This is a genomic window from Erythrobacter epiphyticus (assembly GCF_034653295.1).
Classification (GTDB): domain Bacteria; phylum Pseudomonadota; class Alphaproteobacteria; order Sphingomonadales; family Sphingomonadaceae; genus Erythrobacter.
Genome location: NZ_JAYEEU010000002.1, coordinates 12,295 through 28,618 on the forward strand (window position 1 = coordinate 12,295; position 16,324 = coordinate 28,618).

Sequence of the window (16,324 nt, forward strand, 5' to 3'; positions counted from 1 at the left end):
ATGAGCCGCATCGCCAGCCTGCCGCTGTTTCACCAGATCGCCGGAGAAAGCGTGCTGGTGCTGGGCGATGGCGCGGCCGCCGAGCCCAAGCGGCGACTGGTCGAGCGCGCGGGCGGGATCGTGATCGACGACATGGCGCGCGCCATTGATGAAGGCGTGCGGCTGGCCTTTGTCGCTTACGAAGACGCGCGCGCTTGCGAGGCGGCTGCGATCAACCTGCGCTGCGCGGGCTTGCTGGTGAATGTCGTCGACCGGCCTGAACTGTGCGATTTCACGACGCCTTCGATCCTTGATCGCGATCCGCTGCTGGTGGCGATCGGCACAGGCGGAGCCTCGGCCGGGCTGGCCAAGCATGTGCGGCTACGGATTGAACGGGTGTTGCCCGAAAGCCTTGGCTTGCTGGCACGAGCGCTGGAAGGCGTGCGCGGCGCCTTGCGGGCCCGGCTGCCCGATGGTGCTGCGCGCCGCCGCGCGCTTGATGCAGCCTTGGCCGAAGGCGGCCCGCTTGATCCGCTGGATAGCCTGTCGCACACGCGGGTCGAGGCATGGCTTGCGAGTGTGACAGAAGCAGCCCGCGCCGCCCAAGCCGGGGCCGAATCCGGAGCCGGGCCCGCTGGTCGGGTCGTGGAACTTGTCCTCGCCAGCTCCGATCCGGACGAGCTGACCTTGCGGCAGGCGCGCCTTCTGGGTGAAGCCGACGTCCTGCTGATCGATGGCGCCGTGCCGCCTGCCATCCTCGCCCGTGCGCGCGCCGATGCCGCGCGCCGCCCGTGGGGCGAGGCTATGCAAGCCGACGAGACCACGGGCCTGACCCTGATCCTGCGCTACCGCCCCGGCAGTTAGCGGAAGGGCCATGTGCGGCCCCTTGCATCGCTTGTTCAGCGCCTCTGCGCGATAACAGGGCTGGCGCAATTAAAGCCGCCCTTCCCGCTAGGCGGCAGTGGCGAGCGGTTGCTCCAAAGCCGCGAAATAGCCCGCCATGCCCGCCACCGCATCGTCACTGAGCGCGATGAACACCCGGCGCTTGTCAATCGTATCGGAAGCCCGGCAGAACACGCCCGCTTCGACCATCTGGGAAAGCCAGCGCAGTGCCGTGGTGGCGGGGACATTGGCGGCAATACATAATGATGTGACCGAGACTTTCCGGCCCTCACCATGGGCCGCCGTCAGATCAAGCAGCATGTCCCATGCCGGATCAGCGAAAAGCTGCGCATCGAAGAAGCGCGCGCGGCGCTGCCGGTTGGCGATGATCTGGCGCACCAGCCGGGGATCGGGCAGCGCCTGGTTGGCGCGCGGTGCCTTGGCGGCGGGGCGATATTCCGGCCTGCCCTCCCCCAGATGGCCCATCGAGCCGCGCAAGGGCGAAGCAATGGGCGCGCCCCATTCGCCCTGCCCCCCGCCTTGCGGGCCGGACAAGCGATCAAGCGAGCGGGCAATCGCCTCGACCTGCTGCGAAAGCTGCAAAAGGTGGAGCCGTTCTTCCTCGCTCATTTCGCGCAGCCGCCCTGCCCCGGCCTCCCCACAGGCCCGCCCCACCGCGAGCACCCGCTCCGCCCGGCTGGGCGCGATCAGGATCTGGGGGTTCGACTGGTCCATCAGGCCGAAGACATCATCGAGCGCTTCGAGCGACGTCGACACCACCAGCCGCACCCCGCTGCGCGCGGCGCGTGCATCAAGCAAGGCAAGCCCTGCCATCGCGGCGCCATCCAGCGTCTGGCAATCAATCACCACGACATCGCCGAGCAGGTCCGCCGTTTCCTCGACCAGAGTTGCAAGCGCACCGCCATCCCGCGTGTGCAGCCCCGCGCCGGCACAGTCACGCGCGATCTCCCCGCGCATGGCGGCACGCGCGCCGAAAATCGTGATCAACGCAGATGCAGACGCGCCCGCGAGATCAGGGGCACAATCATAAGGGGCTTGGTGGCTGCTCATCGACTCACGCTCCTTGATCGCAAGGAACATGAATAGAACAAAATCCGATATCGTCAAGAAAATCCAACAGGATCAATGCCCTGTTGGAAATCCCGTCAATCCTCGAAGGGATCGCGCATCAGGATCGTGTCGTCCCGCTCGGGTGAGGTTGAAACCAGCGCGACCGGGCATTCGATCAATTCCTGCACGCGCTGGATATACTTGATCGCCTGTGCGGGCAGATCAGCATAGCTGCGCGCGCCCGCCGTCGAACCCTGCCAGCCTTCCATTTCCTCGTAGATCGGCTCGCATGCCGTCTGATCGGCCGCATGGCTCGGCAGGTAATCATAGACATTGCCGCGCAGACGATAACCGGTGCAGATCTTCACCACATCAAGCCCGTCGAGCACATCGATCTTGGTGAGCGCAATGCCGGTGACCCCGCTGATCGCGCAGGTCTGGCGCACCAGCACCGCATCGAACCAGCCGACGCGGCGCTTGCGCCCGGTGACGGTGCCGAATTCATGGCCGCGCTCGCCAAGGCGCTGGCCGACTTCGTCTTCCAGCTCGGTCGGGAACGGGCCCGAACCCACGCGAGTGGTGTAGGCCTTGACGATGCCGAGCACGAAGCCTGTCGCCGACGGCCCCAGCCCGCTGCCGGCTGCTGCCGCGCCGCTCACCGTGTTCGACGAGGTGACAAAGGGATAGGTGCCGTGATCGACATCAAGCAGCACCCCCTGTGCGCCTTCAAACAGAATGCGCGCGCCAGCCTTGCGCACTTTCTTGAGCCGCTTCCACACCGGCTGCGCAAACCGCAGCACAAAGGGAGCGATATCGCGCAATTCCGCGAGCAGCGCGGCGCGGTCCACCGGCGGCTGATCGAACCCGGCACGCAGCGCATCATGGTGGGCACACAGGCGATCCAGCTGGGCATCCAGCGAATCGAGATGCGCCAGATCACAGACGCGGATCGCGCGGCGGCCAACCTTGTCTTCGTACGCCGGGCCAATCCCGCGCCCGGTGGTGCCGATCTTGCCCTTGCCCGCTGCGGTTTCGCGCAAGGCATCAAGATCGCGGTGCAGCGGGAGGATGAGCGGGCAGTTATCGGCAACCGCAAGATTATCAGCCGTCACCGATACGCCCTGGCCTTCGATCTTGGCGACTTCATCGCGCAAGGCCCACGGGTCCAGCACCACGCCATTGCCGATCATGCTCGGCGTGCCCGACACGATCCCAGAAGGCAGCAGGCTGAGCTTGTAGGTCTTGCCGTCAATCACCAGCGTGTGGCCGGCATTGTGTCCGCCCTGAAAGCGCACCACCACATCGGCGCGGCTGGCGAGCCAATCGACAATCTTGCCCTTGCCCTCATCGCCCCACTGGGCGCCGATGACGGTGACATTGGCCATTCCACATTCCTCACTTTGCCTGGGGGCGTCTGCCTCAAAAAGGCCGCGCCGCGCGCCTAGGCGTTCGGATGCGCGGGCGCAAGCGCGTGTCGCTTGTCAATCTCCGGTTAAAGCGGGCACACGCAAATTGCGATGATGATCAGAAGCACCACAGGCTGGCTCCTTGCCGGTATCGGCGCCCTTGTTGTGGGAACAGCGCTGGCCGCGCGGCCAACGGCTGGCGAGCCCCGCGCCGGTTTTCAGCAACGCGGTGAGCGGATGGAATGGCGCGAACGCGGACTGGGCCGCTATGCCAGCGCCCGGGTGAGCGGCACGGTGGTCTATGGCAGCCATCCGCGCCAGCAGGTCGATCTCTACATGCCGGACAACCCGATGGGTGAAGCGACGCTGGTGTTCTACATCCACGGCGGCGGTTGGAGCCGTGGCAATCACCGGATGGTCGATGCCAAGCCTGCCCATTTCACCGCACAAGGCCATGTCTTTGCCTCGGCCGGATACCGGGTCTTGCCCGATGCTCCGGTTGAACAGCAGGCCGCCGATCTTGGCGCGGCCTTGCGCGCCGTGCGGGCGCAAGCGGAGGACTACGGCTTTGATCCGGCGCGTATCGTGCTGATGGGCCATAGCGCGGGCGCGCATCTTGCCGCGCTGGTCGCCACCGATCCGCAATTTGCCGGCGATGCCTTTGGCGCGATTCGCGGCGTCGTGCTGATCGATGGGGGCGGGTATGATATCGCGCTGGCGCTCACCATGCCCGAGATGGAAGCCCCGCTGATCTACCGCGATGTGTTCGGCACGGATCCGGCGCGGCACAAGGCGCTGTCGCCGCTCACTCATGTCGGCGGACGCGACGCGCCGCAGTGGCTCATGCTGCATGTCGCCGAGCGCGCGGCCACCACGCGGCAAGCGGGCTCCTTCGCCGCCGCGCTGACCAAAGCCGGGCGCAGCGCGACAATCGTGCCGCTCGCGGGAACCAATCACATGCGGATCAACCGCGAGATCGGAACCGATGCAGGCTCCGCCCAGACACAGGCGATTGATGCCTTTCTGGCGCGGGCTGTGAAACCCTGAGCCGTCAAATCGGCGCGGCCTCGGCACCCTTGAGCACCCAGCCGCAGCCGAGCGCTGCCGGATCCTCCCCCTCACCCAGCTGCGCCCGCGTCCGCCAGCCTGCACTGCGCAAGCGGGCGGCGGCGGCAGGATCATGGCCAAGCGGCAGATAGACCATGCGCGCGGCTTCCGGCGTGGCAGTGATGGCGGCAAGCCGATCGAGATAGAGCGTGAAGCCCGTCGCCGCCTCATCGCTACCGCTGATCCGGTAAGTGCCGCCGCGCCCGGCCGCACCGCGCAGGCCTTCGGCATAGATCGTGAAGCCGAACCAGCTCTGATATTCAAAGCCGTGGCGCTCGGTCGGATCAAGCGTCAGACGGACCGCATCACCCCAGCGGGCGGTGATCGCCGCCGCAATCGCCACCAGCCCATCAAGCCTGCTCTTGAGCGCGCCGCCTGCGTCAACCTCACGCAGGGGTTCGAGCGCCGCATCAAACGGCCCGGTGGCATAAAGCAGCGGCAGATAGGCCTCGCCGCCGGCCGCCTTCAGCCCGCCGGCATCCTTGGTATCCAGCTCGCGCCGGACATCGGCGATCCTGTCCTCCGCGAGCGGCAGGGCTTCGCGCGCCAGCGTATCGACGAGATCGGGGAGCGTGAAATCGACCGAGATACCCGTCAGCCCGGCCGCCTCCGCCGCTTCGATCGCCAGCATCACGATTTCGCTCGCCGCAGCGACGCTGTCAGCGCCGATCAACTCGGCACCCAGCTGGATCCGCTCGCGCGCGGGATCAAGCTGGCTCGCCCGGATCAGCGCCGTGTCGCCGCAATAGGAAAGCCGCAGCGGGCGTGCTGCCGTGGCAAGGCTGGTCGAGGCAATGCGCCCGATCTGCGGAGTGATATCAGACCGCAGCGCGAGCGTGCGCAGGCTTGCCGGATCGACAAAGCGGAACATGGCGCGGGTTTCGACGCCCTGCATCCGGCCTGCCAGCGAGGCTTCGAATTCGAGCAGCGGCGGACGCACCCGATCATAGCCATGGCTGCCCATCACCCCAAGGCATGCGTTCATCGCCGCTGCGATCCGCACGGTTGCAGCGGGCAAGCGGTCTTCGAGGCCTTCGGGCAGGAGATCGTCAGGTCGGGTCATGTTGGCTCATTCGTCATCCCGAGCTTACCCCGGGATCGCTATCGTCTCGCACGCGACTGACCGGATAGCGGCCCCGGGTCAAGCCCGGGGCGAAGGAGAAGAACAGTTCGGGCCGCAAAGCGGACCGCAAGCGCGGCTGCGCGCCGGCCGAAAGGCCGCCTCCCAAAGGGAAGCTGGCGCAGCCAGCCTCCCAAGAGAGAATTAGAACGCCAGCGCTTTGACCATCTGGACGCCAGCAAGCCCTTCGGCTTCAGTCAGCACGGCAGGCGGCAGACCTTCATCAAGGCTGAGCAGCAGCACTGCTTCCCCACCTGCCTCGCGGCGGCCGAGATTGAAGGTGCCGATATTGATACCCGACGCGCCCAGTAGGGTACCGATCCGGCCGATGAAGCCCGGCTTGTCGTCGTTCACGACGTAGAGCATGTGCCCATCAAGCTCGGCCTCGATCCCGATGCCGAAAATCTCGACGAGGCGCGGCGCATCCTTGCCGAACAGGGTGCCCGCAACCGAACGCGGGCCTTGCTCGGTCTCCACAGTGACGCGGATCAGCGTGTTGAACGCGCCCTCGCGCTCGTGACGGATTTCACTGACCTCAAGCCCGCGCTCCTTGGCAAGGAACGGCGCGTTGACCATGTTCACCGTGTCGGAATAGCGCCGCATCAGCCCGGCAAGCACGGCAGCGGTGATCGGCTTGCCGTTGAGCTCTGCCGCAGCGCCTTCGCGCTCGATGCTGATCTGCGTGAGATTGCCATGAGCAAGCTGGCCCACCAGCGAACCCAGCTTTTCGGCGAGCGCCATATAGGGCTTGAGCTTGGGGGCTTCCTCGGCGGACAGCGACGGCATGTTGAGCGCATTGGTTACCCCGCCATTGACGAGGTAATCGGCCATCTGCTCGGCCACTTGCAGCGCGACATTGACCTGCGCTTCGGTGGTGCTTGCGCCCAAGTGCGGGGTGCAGATGAAGTTGGGCGCGCCGAACAGCGGGTGATCCTTGGCGGGCGGTTCGGTCTCGAACACGTCGAGCGCGGCACCGGCAACCTGACCGCTTTCGAGGCAATCCTTCAGGGCGGCCTCATCAATCAGCCCGCCACGCGCGCAATTGATGATGCGGATACCCTTGCGCGCATTCTCGAGCCGCTCGCGGCTGAGGATGTTGCGGGTCTCGTCGGTCAGCGGGGTGTGCAGCGTGACGAAATCAGCGCGCGACAGCAGCGTGTCGAGATCGACTTTCTCGATGCCCAGTTCGATCGCGCGGTCTTCGGTCAGGAAGGGATCATAGGCGATCACCTTCATCCGCAGGCCGAGCGCACGGCTGGCGACGATCGAGCCGATATTGCCCGCGCCAATCAGGCCAAGCGTCTTGCCGGTGACTTCGACCCCCATGAAACCGCTCTTGGGCCATTGGCCTGCCTGCGTTTGCGCGTTCGCTTCGGGGATCTGGCGCGCGAGCGCGAACATCAGCGCAATCGCGTGTTCGGCGGTGGTGATCGAGTTGCCGAACGGGGTGTTCATCACCACCACGCCCTTGCCGCTGGCGTAGGGGATATCGACATTGTCGACCCCGATCCCGGCGCGGCCAATCACCTTGAGATTGGTGGCGGCATCGAGGATCGCCTTGGTCACCTTGGTCGAGGACCGGATGGCAAGGCCATCATAGTCGCCGATGCGGGCGATCAGCTGTTCAGGGGTTTCGCCGGTGATGACATCAACCTCGCAACCGCGCTCTTCAAAAATGCGCGCGGCATTGGGGTCCATCTTGTCGGAAATGAGAACTTTGGGCTTGGTCATGGGAAATACCTTCCACGGAATGGAAAATCCGTTCGCCCTGAGCCTGTCGAAGGGCCGCACTTCACTTTGAAGGCAGCGCAAGGTCAGAAGGAAAGCAGTGCTTCGACAAGCTCAGCACGAACGGCAAAGATTGGGATAAGCGAGGACGGCCTCAGCCGTTCTTGACCTTCTCGTAGGCCCATTCGATCCACGGCAGCAGGCGCTTGATATCTTCCTGCTCGACCGTCGAACCGCACCAGATCCGCAAGGACGGCGGGGCATCGCGATAGCCGTTGAAATCGAAACCGACATTGCGCTCTTCGAGCAGCTTGACGATTTTCTTGGGCACGCCGGCCTGATCTTCCGCCGAGAGGCTTTCGTACCAATCGCCCTGGAACATCATGCAGACCCCGGTATTGGTCTGCTGCGCGGGATCGGACGCCATGTTGCGCAGCCACGGGGTGGCCTCGATCCACTCTTTGACGATCCGGGCATTGGCAGTGGCCCGCTCGATCAGCGCCTTGCGCCCGCCAATGCTCTTCGCCCATTCGAGCGAGGCGATGTAATCCTCGGTCGCCAGCATCGAGGGCGTGTTGATCGTCTCGCCTTCAAAGATGCCGCGGTTGAGCTTCGCGCCCTTCTTCATGCGGAACAGCTTGGGCAGCGGCCACGGCGGATCATAGCTTTCGATGCGTTCGATCGCCTTGGGGCTGAGGATCAGCATGCCATGCTGCGCTTCGCTGCCCATCACCTTCTGCCACGAATAGGTGGTGGCATCGAGCTTGGCCCAGTCCATCTCCATCGCGAAGACCGCGCTGGTGGCATCGTTGATGGTGACGCCCTCACGGCCCGGCGCGAGCCAGTCGGTGTTGGGGATCATCGCGCCCGAAGTGGTGCCGTTCCAGGTGAAGACGACATCATTGCGCTGCGGAATGGTGGTGAGATCGGGGATTTCGCCGTAATCAGCGGTCAGCACTTGCAGATTGGGCAGCTTGAGCTGCTTGACCGCATCCTGAATCCAGACATTGCCGAAGCTTTCCCATGCCGCGACGGACACAGGCCGATTGGGATCAAGCATCGTCCACATTGCGGCTTCGATCGCGCCGGTGTCGGACGCGGGCATGATGCCGATCAGATAATCATCGGGAATGCCGAGCAGTTCGCGCGACAGGTCGATCGCATATTTCAGCCGCGCCTTGCCCAGCGCCGAGCGGTGCGAGCGGCCAAGCGATTCGGTTTTCAGCTTATCCAGCGACCAGCCAGGGAATTTCGCCGTGGGGCCCGAGGAAAAAAACGGACGCTCAGGCTTGAGGCTGGGCTCGTGCAAGAGCCCGCGAACATACTCAGTCATGTATTCTCTCCTTGCAGAGAGCACGCGCGGCGTTGGGACCGCGTGGCCCACTGGCCGCACTAGAGATGCGCGACATGAAGTCAAATGGATTCGGGGCTGGCGCGACATTTTGTTGCACGTTTCGCCCTGCCCCGCGCAGCGTGTTTGGCCCCCTCGCCAAATCCCGCCAAAGGCATTAATCGGCGGGAACCATGCAGCCTTCCGACCTTCGCATTGCCCTGTTCAGCGGCAACTACAACTACACCCGCGACGGGGCCAATCAGGCGCTCAACCGGCTGGTGGGCTCGATGCTGGATCTCGGCGCAGCGGTGCGCGTCTATTCGCCGACCGTGCCTGAACCGGCCTTCGAGCCGACCGGTGACCTCGTTAGCCTGCCAAGTTTCGCGATCCCGATGAAGGGGCGCGGCGAATATCGGGTTGCGACGGGACTCGGCGCAGCAGTGAAACGCGATCTGGAGCGCTTTGCCCCCAATATCCTCCACCTCTCCTCGCCCGATCCCGCGGCCCATGCCGCGCTCAGATGGGCGCAAGATCGCGACATACCGGTGCTTGCCTCGGTGCACACGCGCTTCGAAACCTATCCGCGTTACTATGGCCTCGGTTTTATCGAGCCCTTTATCGAACGCATGCTCAAGCGGTTCTACAACCGCTGCGACATGCTGGTGGCGCCCTCGCAAAGCACTATCGACGAATTGCTGGCGATGCAGATGCATGATCGCATCGGCACCTGGTCGCGCGGGGTGGATCGCACCACCTTCTCGCCCGAGCGGCGCGACTGGGAATGGCGCCGCAGCATGGGGCTGGCGGATGATGATGCGGCGATTGTCTTCCTCGGCCGGCTGGTGATGGAAAAGGGGCTCGATGTCTTTGCCGAAACCATTGTCCAGCTGCGCAAGCGGCAAGTGCCGCACAAGGTGCTGGTGATCGGCGATGGCCCGGCGCGCGAATGGTTTGCCAGCAACCTGCCCGGCGGGATCTTTGCCGGCTTCAAGACCGGCGAAGCGCTCGGCGCGGCACTGGCGAGCGGGGATATCTTTTTCAATCCTTCGGTGACCGAGGCTTTCGGCAATGTCACGCTCGAAGCGATGGCCTGCGCCCTGCCGGTTGTGGCGGCGGGGGCGACGGGCTCGGCAAGTCTGGTGCACGATGGCGTGACGGGGCGGCTGGTGCCGCTGCAAGGCCAGTCGGCCGATGTGGTCGCCTGCGCCGAAGCACTCGCCAGCTATTGCCGCGATCCGGCGCTGCGCAGGGCGCATGGCGCCGCAGGCGAAACCCGCGCACGCGACTATAGCTGGGCTGCCATCAACCGCGCGGTCGCCGATTACTACATCACTCTCATCGCGGAACGCCGCGCCCTGCAAACCCGCGAAGCCATCGCGGCGGGATAGGCCATGCCCGACCTGTTTGCCGCCGATGAACCCGCGCGCCCGCCCCAGACGCAGGTGGCCGAGGATGCACCGCTGGCTGATAGGCTGCGCCCCGCGAGTCTCGCCGAGGTGGTCGGGCAGGAGCATCTCACCGGGCCTGACGGGGCGATCGGGCGGATGGTGGCGGCGGGCAAGCTGGCCAGCATGATCCTGTGGGGGCCGCCCGGCACGGGCAAGACCAGCATCGCGCGCCTGCTCGCTGATGCGGTCGGCATGCGCTTTGCCGCGATCAGCGCAGTGTTTTCGGGCGTGGCTGACCTCAAAGCCGCCTTTGCCGAAGCCGAAAAGCTGGCTGGCGCAGGGATCCGGACATTGCTGTTCGTGGACGAGATCCACCGCTTCAACCGCGCCCAGCAGGATGGTTTTCTCCCTTTCGTCGAACGCGGCGTGGTCACGCTGGTGGGTGCCACCACCGAGAACCCGAGCTTCGCGCTCAACGCTGCCTTGCTCAGCCGCGCACAGGTGCTGGTGCTCAACCGGCTCGACGACGCGGCCCTTGCCGCGCTGCTGACCCGCGCCGAAGCGCTTGAAGGCCCGCTCCCGCTTACCCCGCAAGCGCGGACGGCGCTGATCGCGGGCGCGGATGGCGACGGGCGGTTCCTGCTCGGGCAGGCCGAAACGCTCTACGCGGCAAAGCTCGCCGCGCCGCTTGATCCGGCCGCGCTCGGTGCGTTCCTGCAACGCCGTGTCGCGGTCTACGACAAGGACCGCGACGGACATTACAACCTGATTTCGGCGCTCCACAAAAGCTTGCGCGGCAGCGATCCGCAAGCGGCCCTTTACTACCTTGCGCGCATGCTGGTGGCGGGGGAGGAGCCGCTGTTCGTGCTGCGGCGGCTGGTGCGCTTTGCCAGCGAGGATATCGGCCTTGCCGACCCGCAAGCGCTCACCCAGTGTCTCGCTGCCAAGGACGCCTATCAGTTCCTCGGCAGCCCCGAAGGCGAACTCGCGATCGTGCAGGCCTGTCTCTATTGCGCGACGGCGCCCAAATCCAATGCGGCCTATGCCGCCCAGAAAGCCGCCTGGCAGGCCGCGAAGGAGACCGGCAGCCTCGCCCCGCCCGTGCACATCCTGAATGCCCCCACCAAGCTGATGAAGGAGATCGGCTATGGCGCGGGCTATGCCTATGATCACGCCGCGCCCGATGGCTTTTCCGGCGCGGATTACTGGCCCGAAGGCATGACGCCGCAGACCTTCTACGAGCCCGTCGCGCGCGGTTTCGAGCGCGAGGTGCAAAAGCGCCTCGATTATTGGGCCAAGCTGCGTGCGGAGCGCGAGGGTTGAGCCGCTTCACCCATTTTCTTGCGGTTGACTGGTCGGGCGCGGCGGGCGAGCGGCACAAGGGCATCGCCTTGGCGCTGGCCGAGATTGGCGGCGGACCGCCCGAATTGCTCACCCCGCCGCGCGGCGGATGGTCGCGGCCCGAGGCGCTCAGCGTGCTGGCCGACCTTGGCAGCGAAGCTGCGCTGATCGGGGTCGATCTGGGGATCAGCCTGCCCTTTGCCGATCACGACGCCTTTCTCCCCGGCTGGGCGCACAGCCCGGCAGATGCGCGCAGGCTGTGGGCGTTGATTGATGAGATCTGCGCCGATGACCCGCATCTTGGTGCAGGGAGTTTTGTCGACCACCCCGAGATCGCCGCCTATTTCCGCCGTCACGGCGGGCGCGAGGGCGCACGCTTCGGCGGCGGACGCGGGCGCCTGCGCGTCACCGAACAGGCGCAGGCGCGCATGGGGCTGTCCCCTTATTCGAATTTCAATCTGGTGGGCGCAGCCCAAGTCGGCAAATCGAGCCTTACCGGCATGCGGGTACTCAACCGGCTGGCAGACCGGCTGGCGGTGTGGCCGATCGATCCCCTGCCCGCACAAGGCGCGGTGTTGTGCGAAATCTACACCTCGCTCGCCGCGATCGAGGCCGGCCGCAGGGCCGGGCGCGCCAAGATGCGGCACATGGATGATCTCAACGCAGCGCTCGCGGTGCTCGGTGCTCCCCCAGCTGAGGGGAGCGGCGCGATTGACGATCACTCCGCCGATGCCCTGCTGACCGCGGCATGGCTGCGCCGCGTTCATGGCGATGCCGCGCGCTGGCAGCCACAGGGCCTTACGCCCGAAATCGCGCGCACCGAGGGCTGGACCTTCGGGGCGCTGTGATGCGGCTATATCGCTTCGCTACTTGAGGGCGTTTTTCTCGCCCTATCGCTTCGCTACTTGAGGGCGGGAAAGCTTTCGCCTAAGTGGCGCTCTGGCCTATCGCGATGCCGGCTTAGCTCAGATGGTAGAGCACCTGATTTGTAATCAGGGGGCCGCGGGTTCGATCCCTGCAGCCGGCACCACCTCCCCCACCGAACTAATCCGATTTCACCCGAAAGCCCTATAGAAACCGCTGTTTCCGCTGGCCTTGCTCGTTCGGATCAATCCGCATCGCACCATTGACAGCCGATGCATATGGGGGCCAGATAAGGGGGCCACTTTCGAGGTGGCGCAAAAAAGGCCCCCAATATGCCGCTTACGGATCTGGAATGCCGCACCGCCAAGCCCCGCGCTAAGCCCTACAAGATGGGGGATTCGCTGGGGCTGTTCCTCCTGGTGCAGCCAACTGGGGGCAAGCTGTGGCGGCTGAAGTATCGCATCGCAGGACGCGAGAAAAAGCTCGGGCTTGGCACCTATCCCGAGGTCAGCCTCGCCGATGCAAGGAAGGCCCGCGACCATGCCCGCCAACTGATCGCGGATGGCAAAGATCCGTCGCTGGAAAAGCAGCGCCGCAAAGCCCGCGCGCTGGTGAGTTACGAAAACACCTTCGAGGCGGTCGCCCTTGAATACATCGACAAGCGCAGCCGCGACGGGGACAGGCCATGGTCGCCGAGCACGAAGTCCAAGAATCAGTGGATGCTGTCGGAACTGAAGCCGAGTCTCGGCCGCATTCCAGTGAGCGAAATCTTGCCGCCCGACATTCTCGCTGCTGTCCGCAAGATCGAAGCGCGCGGCAAACTTGAGAGCGCTAGGCGAGGCCTGCAATTCATCGGTAGCGTTCTGCGCTATGCTGTCGCCACGGCTCGCCTAACCTCAGACCCCAGCCGCGACCTGAAGGGCGCGTTGGTGGCGCCCAAGGTGAAGCACTATGCCGCCATCCTCGACCCGATCGAGTTGGGCGGGCTGTTGCGGGCGATCGAAGGCTATCGCGGCAACGCATCGACGCTCCATGCTCTGCGGCTCGCTCCCCACGTGTTTCAGCGCCCCGGCGAGCTGAGGCGTGCCGAATGGGCCGAAATCGATCTTGAGGCGGCCGTGTGGACCATCCCAGCCGACAAAATGAAGATGCGCCGCGCGCATGCCGTGCCGCTTTCGAAGCAGGCTGTGGCCATCCTCAGCGAGGCCCGCGCCATCGCCGACCCTGAGGACCGTTATGTCTTCCCCAGCGTGCGCACCCCTGCCCGCCCTATCAGCGAAAACACCCTCAACGCGGCCCTGCGGCGGCTCGGCTATTCCAAGGACACCGTGACCGCACACGGCTTCCGCTCGACCGCTGCGACCCTCTTGAACGAGTCAGGGCGGTGGAGCGCCGACGCAATTGAGCGCGCCCTCGCTCATGGCGACAAAGATCAAGTGCGCGCAGCTTACCATCGAGGCCAGCATTGGACTGAGCGGGTCGCAATGGCGCAGTGGTGGTCTGACCACCTCGACGCCCTGCGCGATGGCGGCAAGGTGCTGCCCTTCACTGGCAAGGGCGCTGCATAATTGATTTCTTCTCGCTCTGAGTGCGAGGCCGATGATTACCTGTTTCCCCCGAGTGCGAGACTGGGCCGGGTCCCCACCGCCGTCACGCGCAAAAGGAGTCGAAAGGAGCGTAACCCCTACCGCGAGTCAGGGTCAGGGGGAGACTGATTCTTGCGTTTTTGCCCCCTCGGGGTGATCATCTTGGCGGGGCTAGGCCGGCCAGCCGAACACGGGAATCCCACCCGTTGCCCCGCCATTTCCTTGGGAGCCGCGAAGGGAAGCGGATCTGTGAATAAAGCGGAAAAACAGCGTTGCCCTGAAGAGCTGCTCAGCGCGCTTGACGGGATTCGAGAGACACTCGCTGCCATCCCGGATGAGTTCCCGGGTAACGAGAAGTCTTTCGACCAACTCAATGCCTATCTTTCTGCCCATGGCCGCCTGCTCGAAGTCTTGGAAGTCGCTGGCGCCTCGGCAGATGCCAAAAGGCTGCGGAGTGACTTGTGCGAACGCATGTCCGGATCGATGGCTCGGCCGGCGCGCAAGATCCCAAGGGGCGAGAGGCGTGCGCTGGTCGCCTCAGTTCTGTATCAAAACAACTATCGATTGCCGCTCTTTGACGGGAAGGGCGATCGCATGTTGGCAGCAATGTTGGCTGCGGATCTTTTCATCGATACCAACGACGAAGTCGCCCACGATGACGATGCAAAGACTTGGATTGCCACGTTCATTTGGAACTATGGCAAGCTTGTTAGCAGCACTGACCTCACTGATGAGGACGCTCGCGAAAGGGCTCACAATAAGGTCCGAAAGTCGATCGCACGCTTCAAGAAGCACATCGATGATGAGCCTCTCTATCGTTTCAACCCTGACAGCCTCCAGTTCGAGAAAGTCTCCTTTGTAGAGGCAGCGCACGGATTAGCGCGAGGGCCTGGTCGGCCCAAGTCGAGCGGCTCATAAGTCCCATTTTCATGTCCCATTTTTTCGGGACGTGACTTCAATCATTTTCGCTTCGGTTCAATCGGAAACGGAGCGTTTCAATGAGTATCGACAGACGCCGCCTTTCCCGGCGTGCTTACCGGGCCAGCGAGCTTCCCGAGGTCCTTCCTTGGGGTAAGACCAAGATCGCCGAAATGATCAAGGCCGGAAAAATCAGGTCGCGCATGATCGGCGGGAGCCGCATCATCACCGATGAAGAGGTCGAGCGCCTTCTTGCGGGTGGCGAATGATGAGCGCCGCCGCTACGCCCTGCGAGCAGCAAAGCCGGTCCCGCATCGTCGTCAGCCGCGATGTTTGGCGCCGCTTTCTTGTGAGCGTCGAGCCCGCAACTATCACGCACCAGCCGCGCAGTTTCCGCGATCATGGCGCTCCACGGGTGTTTGCCGAGGGACTCAAAGGCGTCGAGGGTTGGCCGATTTGTGACCGGGTGGAAACGCTGTGAGCGCCCCCAGCCGCATCAACAGCCCAGTGCTGATCGAGCCCGCCTTGCCTGAGCCCAACGTGCTGGTGACCACGCGCACCGCTGCACCTAATCGTGAGCGGGGCAGGTTCTTTCCCAGTGTCGCCGAGGGCCGGGCCTTCGCCGCTGAGCTTGCCGAGCAGCGCGGCCTGTTGCTCGTCGACCTGATCGCGACCGCCGAAGGCGGGGCGGAATGACATGGCGGACAAATGGCGGCGCAAGAAGGAGCCGCACCATGTCCGGCTCTATCACAGCGTCATAGACAGTGAGGCTTTCCGTCACCTCAGCGGGAATGCGCTGAAGGTGCTGATGTCCCTTGTCCGCCTCGACAACGGAACCCGGAATGGGGCCATCGCCTATTCTGCTCGGCGCGCGGCCGACGATACCGGCCTGTCCGTTCGCACCGCATGGACGGCGCTCCAAGAGCTTCAGGAAAAGGGCTTCATCCGCTGCACACAGAAAGGCTCATTCAACCGGAAGGTGCAACATGCGAGCCTCTGGCGATACACTTGGGCGGCCTGGCCTGAGGGCAAGATGGGGCCGACCCGTGACTTCGAAAAATGGCGGCCCGATGGAAAAACGCGGATGCAGTTTCTTCCGAGCGCGGATGCAGTTTCTTCCGACCGATTGGAAACAAACCCCTTCTCGGAGGCAAATTTTGCATCCAAGGAAACAGGAAAGTCGCAGAATTGCGATGTTTCCACCTCGGCAAGAATTGCAACACATAATATTAACCACAGGGGAGCGAAGGCGGGACATGCAAACGGGGCATGGAAACAGCCTGCCTTTCCTGATCGCCCGGAATTGCCCGATTTGCGGCTGGCCTTTATCGCTCACCTGGATCGCAGCGAACCCGGCGAGCAATCGCGGCTCGCAATGCGCATCGAGTGTCCCGGTGGCACCCTCAGCAAGTTCAAATCAGGCGGTGGCCTGCCGGTCGCCTACGTCGAGTCCCTTCGGCGAGCGGTCAAAGCATGATCGCCCCGCCCCGAAACCTCGGCCGTCATCGCGCGGCCCGGCCCCATCCCCATCCGCGGTCGGTTCTGAGCAGTTACGGCTTCCGAACCAGACCACGTCATTCCCGAGCATCAACGGCAATGTC

Annotated in this window: 16 protein-coding genes and 1 tRNA gene; 12 read left to right on the forward strand and 5 right to left on the reverse strand. The window is 64.5% G+C overall.

The annotated features are described in order from the left end of the window. The gene (locus tag SOQ14_RS00555) at positions 1–843 is read left to right on the forward strand and encodes a precorrin-2 dehydrogenase/sirohydrochlorin ferrochelatase family protein (RefSeq protein WP_322895790.1); all 843 of its coding nucleotides are present in this window, start codon (positions 1–3) and stop codon (positions 841–843) included. A gap of 87 nt (positions 844–930) precedes the next feature. Here SOQ14_RS00555 and SOQ14_RS00560 read toward each other — a convergent pair whose 3' ends face one another. Together SOQ14_RS00560 and SOQ14_RS00565 are read right to left on the reverse strand one after the other, a co-directional pair. After that, entirely contained in the window at positions 931–1,932 is a 1,002-nt protein-coding gene (locus SOQ14_RS00560) for a MarR family transcriptional regulator (RefSeq protein ID WP_322895792.1), read from the reverse strand. Positions 1,933–2,027: 95 nt separating this feature from the next. Next, positions 2,028–3,317, reverse strand: a complete 1,290-nt coding sequence (locus SOQ14_RS00565) for an adenylosuccinate synthase (RefSeq protein ID WP_322895794.1) — start codon at positions 3,315–3,317, stop codon at positions 2,028–2,030. A 132-nt stretch (positions 3,318–3,449) separates the two neighbouring features. On the opposite strand from SOQ14_RS00565, the gene SOQ14_RS00570 reads away from it, so the two are divergent. After that, positions 3,450–4,385 (forward strand): alpha/beta hydrolase, encoded by a 936-nt coding sequence (locus SOQ14_RS00570; RefSeq protein WP_322895796.1) that lies wholly within the window; start codon positions 3,450–3,452, stop codon positions 4,383–4,385. Between the two features lie 4 nt (positions 4,386–4,389). On the opposite strand, the gene SOQ14_RS00575 is transcribed toward SOQ14_RS00570, so the two are convergent. The 3 genes from SOQ14_RS00575 to SOQ14_RS00585 all read right to left on the reverse strand — a co-directional run bounded on the left by SOQ14_RS00575 (position 4,390) and on the right by SOQ14_RS00585 (position 8,626). Further along, positions 4,390–5,508, reverse strand: a complete 1,119-nt coding sequence (locus SOQ14_RS00575; protein WP_322895799.1) for an ATP phosphoribosyltransferase regulatory subunit — start codon at positions 5,506–5,508, stop codon at positions 4,390–4,392. Positions 5,509–5,709: 201 nt separating this feature from the next. Then, on the reverse strand, positions 5,710–7,296 hold the full coding sequence (serA, locus tag SOQ14_RS00580; protein ID WP_322895801.1) for a phosphoglycerate dehydrogenase: 1,587 nt from the start codon (positions 7,294–7,296) through the stop codon (positions 5,710–5,712). A 151-nt stretch (positions 7,297–7,447) separates the two neighbouring features. Beyond that, a complete protein-coding gene (locus SOQ14_RS00585; protein WP_322895803.1) occupies positions 7,448–8,626 on the reverse strand; it encodes a phosphoserine transaminase in 1,179 nt (392 codons plus the stop codon). Between the two features lie 191 nt (positions 8,627–8,817). Between SOQ14_RS00585 and SOQ14_RS00590 the strand changes: the two genes are divergently transcribed. The 10 genes from SOQ14_RS00590 (at position 8,818) to SOQ14_RS00635 (ending at position 16,200) form a co-directional block, all read left to right on the forward strand. Further along, positions 8,818–10,014, forward strand: coding sequence for a glycosyltransferase family 4 protein (locus tag SOQ14_RS00590; RefSeq protein WP_322895805.1), 1,197 nt, complete (start codon positions 8,818–8,820; stop codon positions 10,012–10,014). A 3-nt stretch (positions 10,015–10,017) separates the two neighbouring features. Further along, on the forward strand, positions 10,018–11,337 hold the full coding sequence (locus SOQ14_RS00595; protein ID WP_322895807.1) for a replication-associated recombination protein A: 1,320 nt from the start codon (positions 10,018–10,020) through the stop codon (positions 11,335–11,337). After that, positions 11,334–12,203, forward strand: coding sequence for a hypothetical protein (locus SOQ14_RS00600; RefSeq protein ID WP_322895809.1), 870 nt, complete (start codon positions 11,334–11,336; stop codon positions 12,201–12,203). The genes SOQ14_RS00595 and SOQ14_RS00600 overlap by 4 nt, the downstream gene beginning before the upstream one ends. Positions 12,204–12,309: 106 nt before the next feature. Next, positions 12,310–12,385, forward strand: a tRNA-Thr gene (locus SOQ14_RS00605). Positions 12,386–12,551: 166 nt separating this feature from the next. Beyond that, positions 12,552–13,787: a tyrosine-type recombinase/integrase gene (locus SOQ14_RS00610; protein ID WP_322895811.1), complete on the forward strand. Its 1,236-nt coding sequence runs from the start codon at positions 12,552–12,554 to the stop codon at positions 13,785–13,787. Positions 13,788–14,054: 267 nt separating this feature from the next. After that, positions 14,055–14,723, forward strand: coding sequence for a hypothetical protein (locus SOQ14_RS00615; RefSeq protein ID WP_322895813.1), 669 nt, complete (start codon positions 14,055–14,057; stop codon positions 14,721–14,723). Between the two features lie 80 nt (positions 14,724–14,803). Continuing rightward, positions 14,804–14,992, forward strand: coding sequence for a MerR family transcriptional regulator (locus tag SOQ14_RS00620; protein ID WP_322895815.1), 189 nt, complete (start codon positions 14,804–14,806; stop codon positions 14,990–14,992). Further along, entirely contained in the window at positions 14,989–15,204 is a 216-nt protein-coding gene (locus SOQ14_RS00625; protein WP_322895817.1) for a hypothetical protein, read from the forward strand. The genes SOQ14_RS00620 and SOQ14_RS00625 overlap by 4 nt, the downstream gene beginning before the upstream one ends. Continuing rightward, positions 15,201–15,419, forward strand: a complete 219-nt coding sequence (locus SOQ14_RS00630) for a hypothetical protein (RefSeq protein WP_322895819.1) — start codon at positions 15,201–15,203, stop codon at positions 15,417–15,419. Before SOQ14_RS00625 ends, SOQ14_RS00630 begins: the two co-directional genes overlap by 4 nt. 1 nt (position 15,420) lies before the next feature. Beyond that, complete coding sequence (locus tag SOQ14_RS00635; RefSeq protein WP_322895821.1) at positions 15,421–16,200, forward strand: helix-turn-helix domain-containing protein; 780 nt, start codon at positions 15,421–15,423, stop codon at positions 16,198–16,200. Positions 16,201–16,324: the final 124 nt, after the last annotated feature.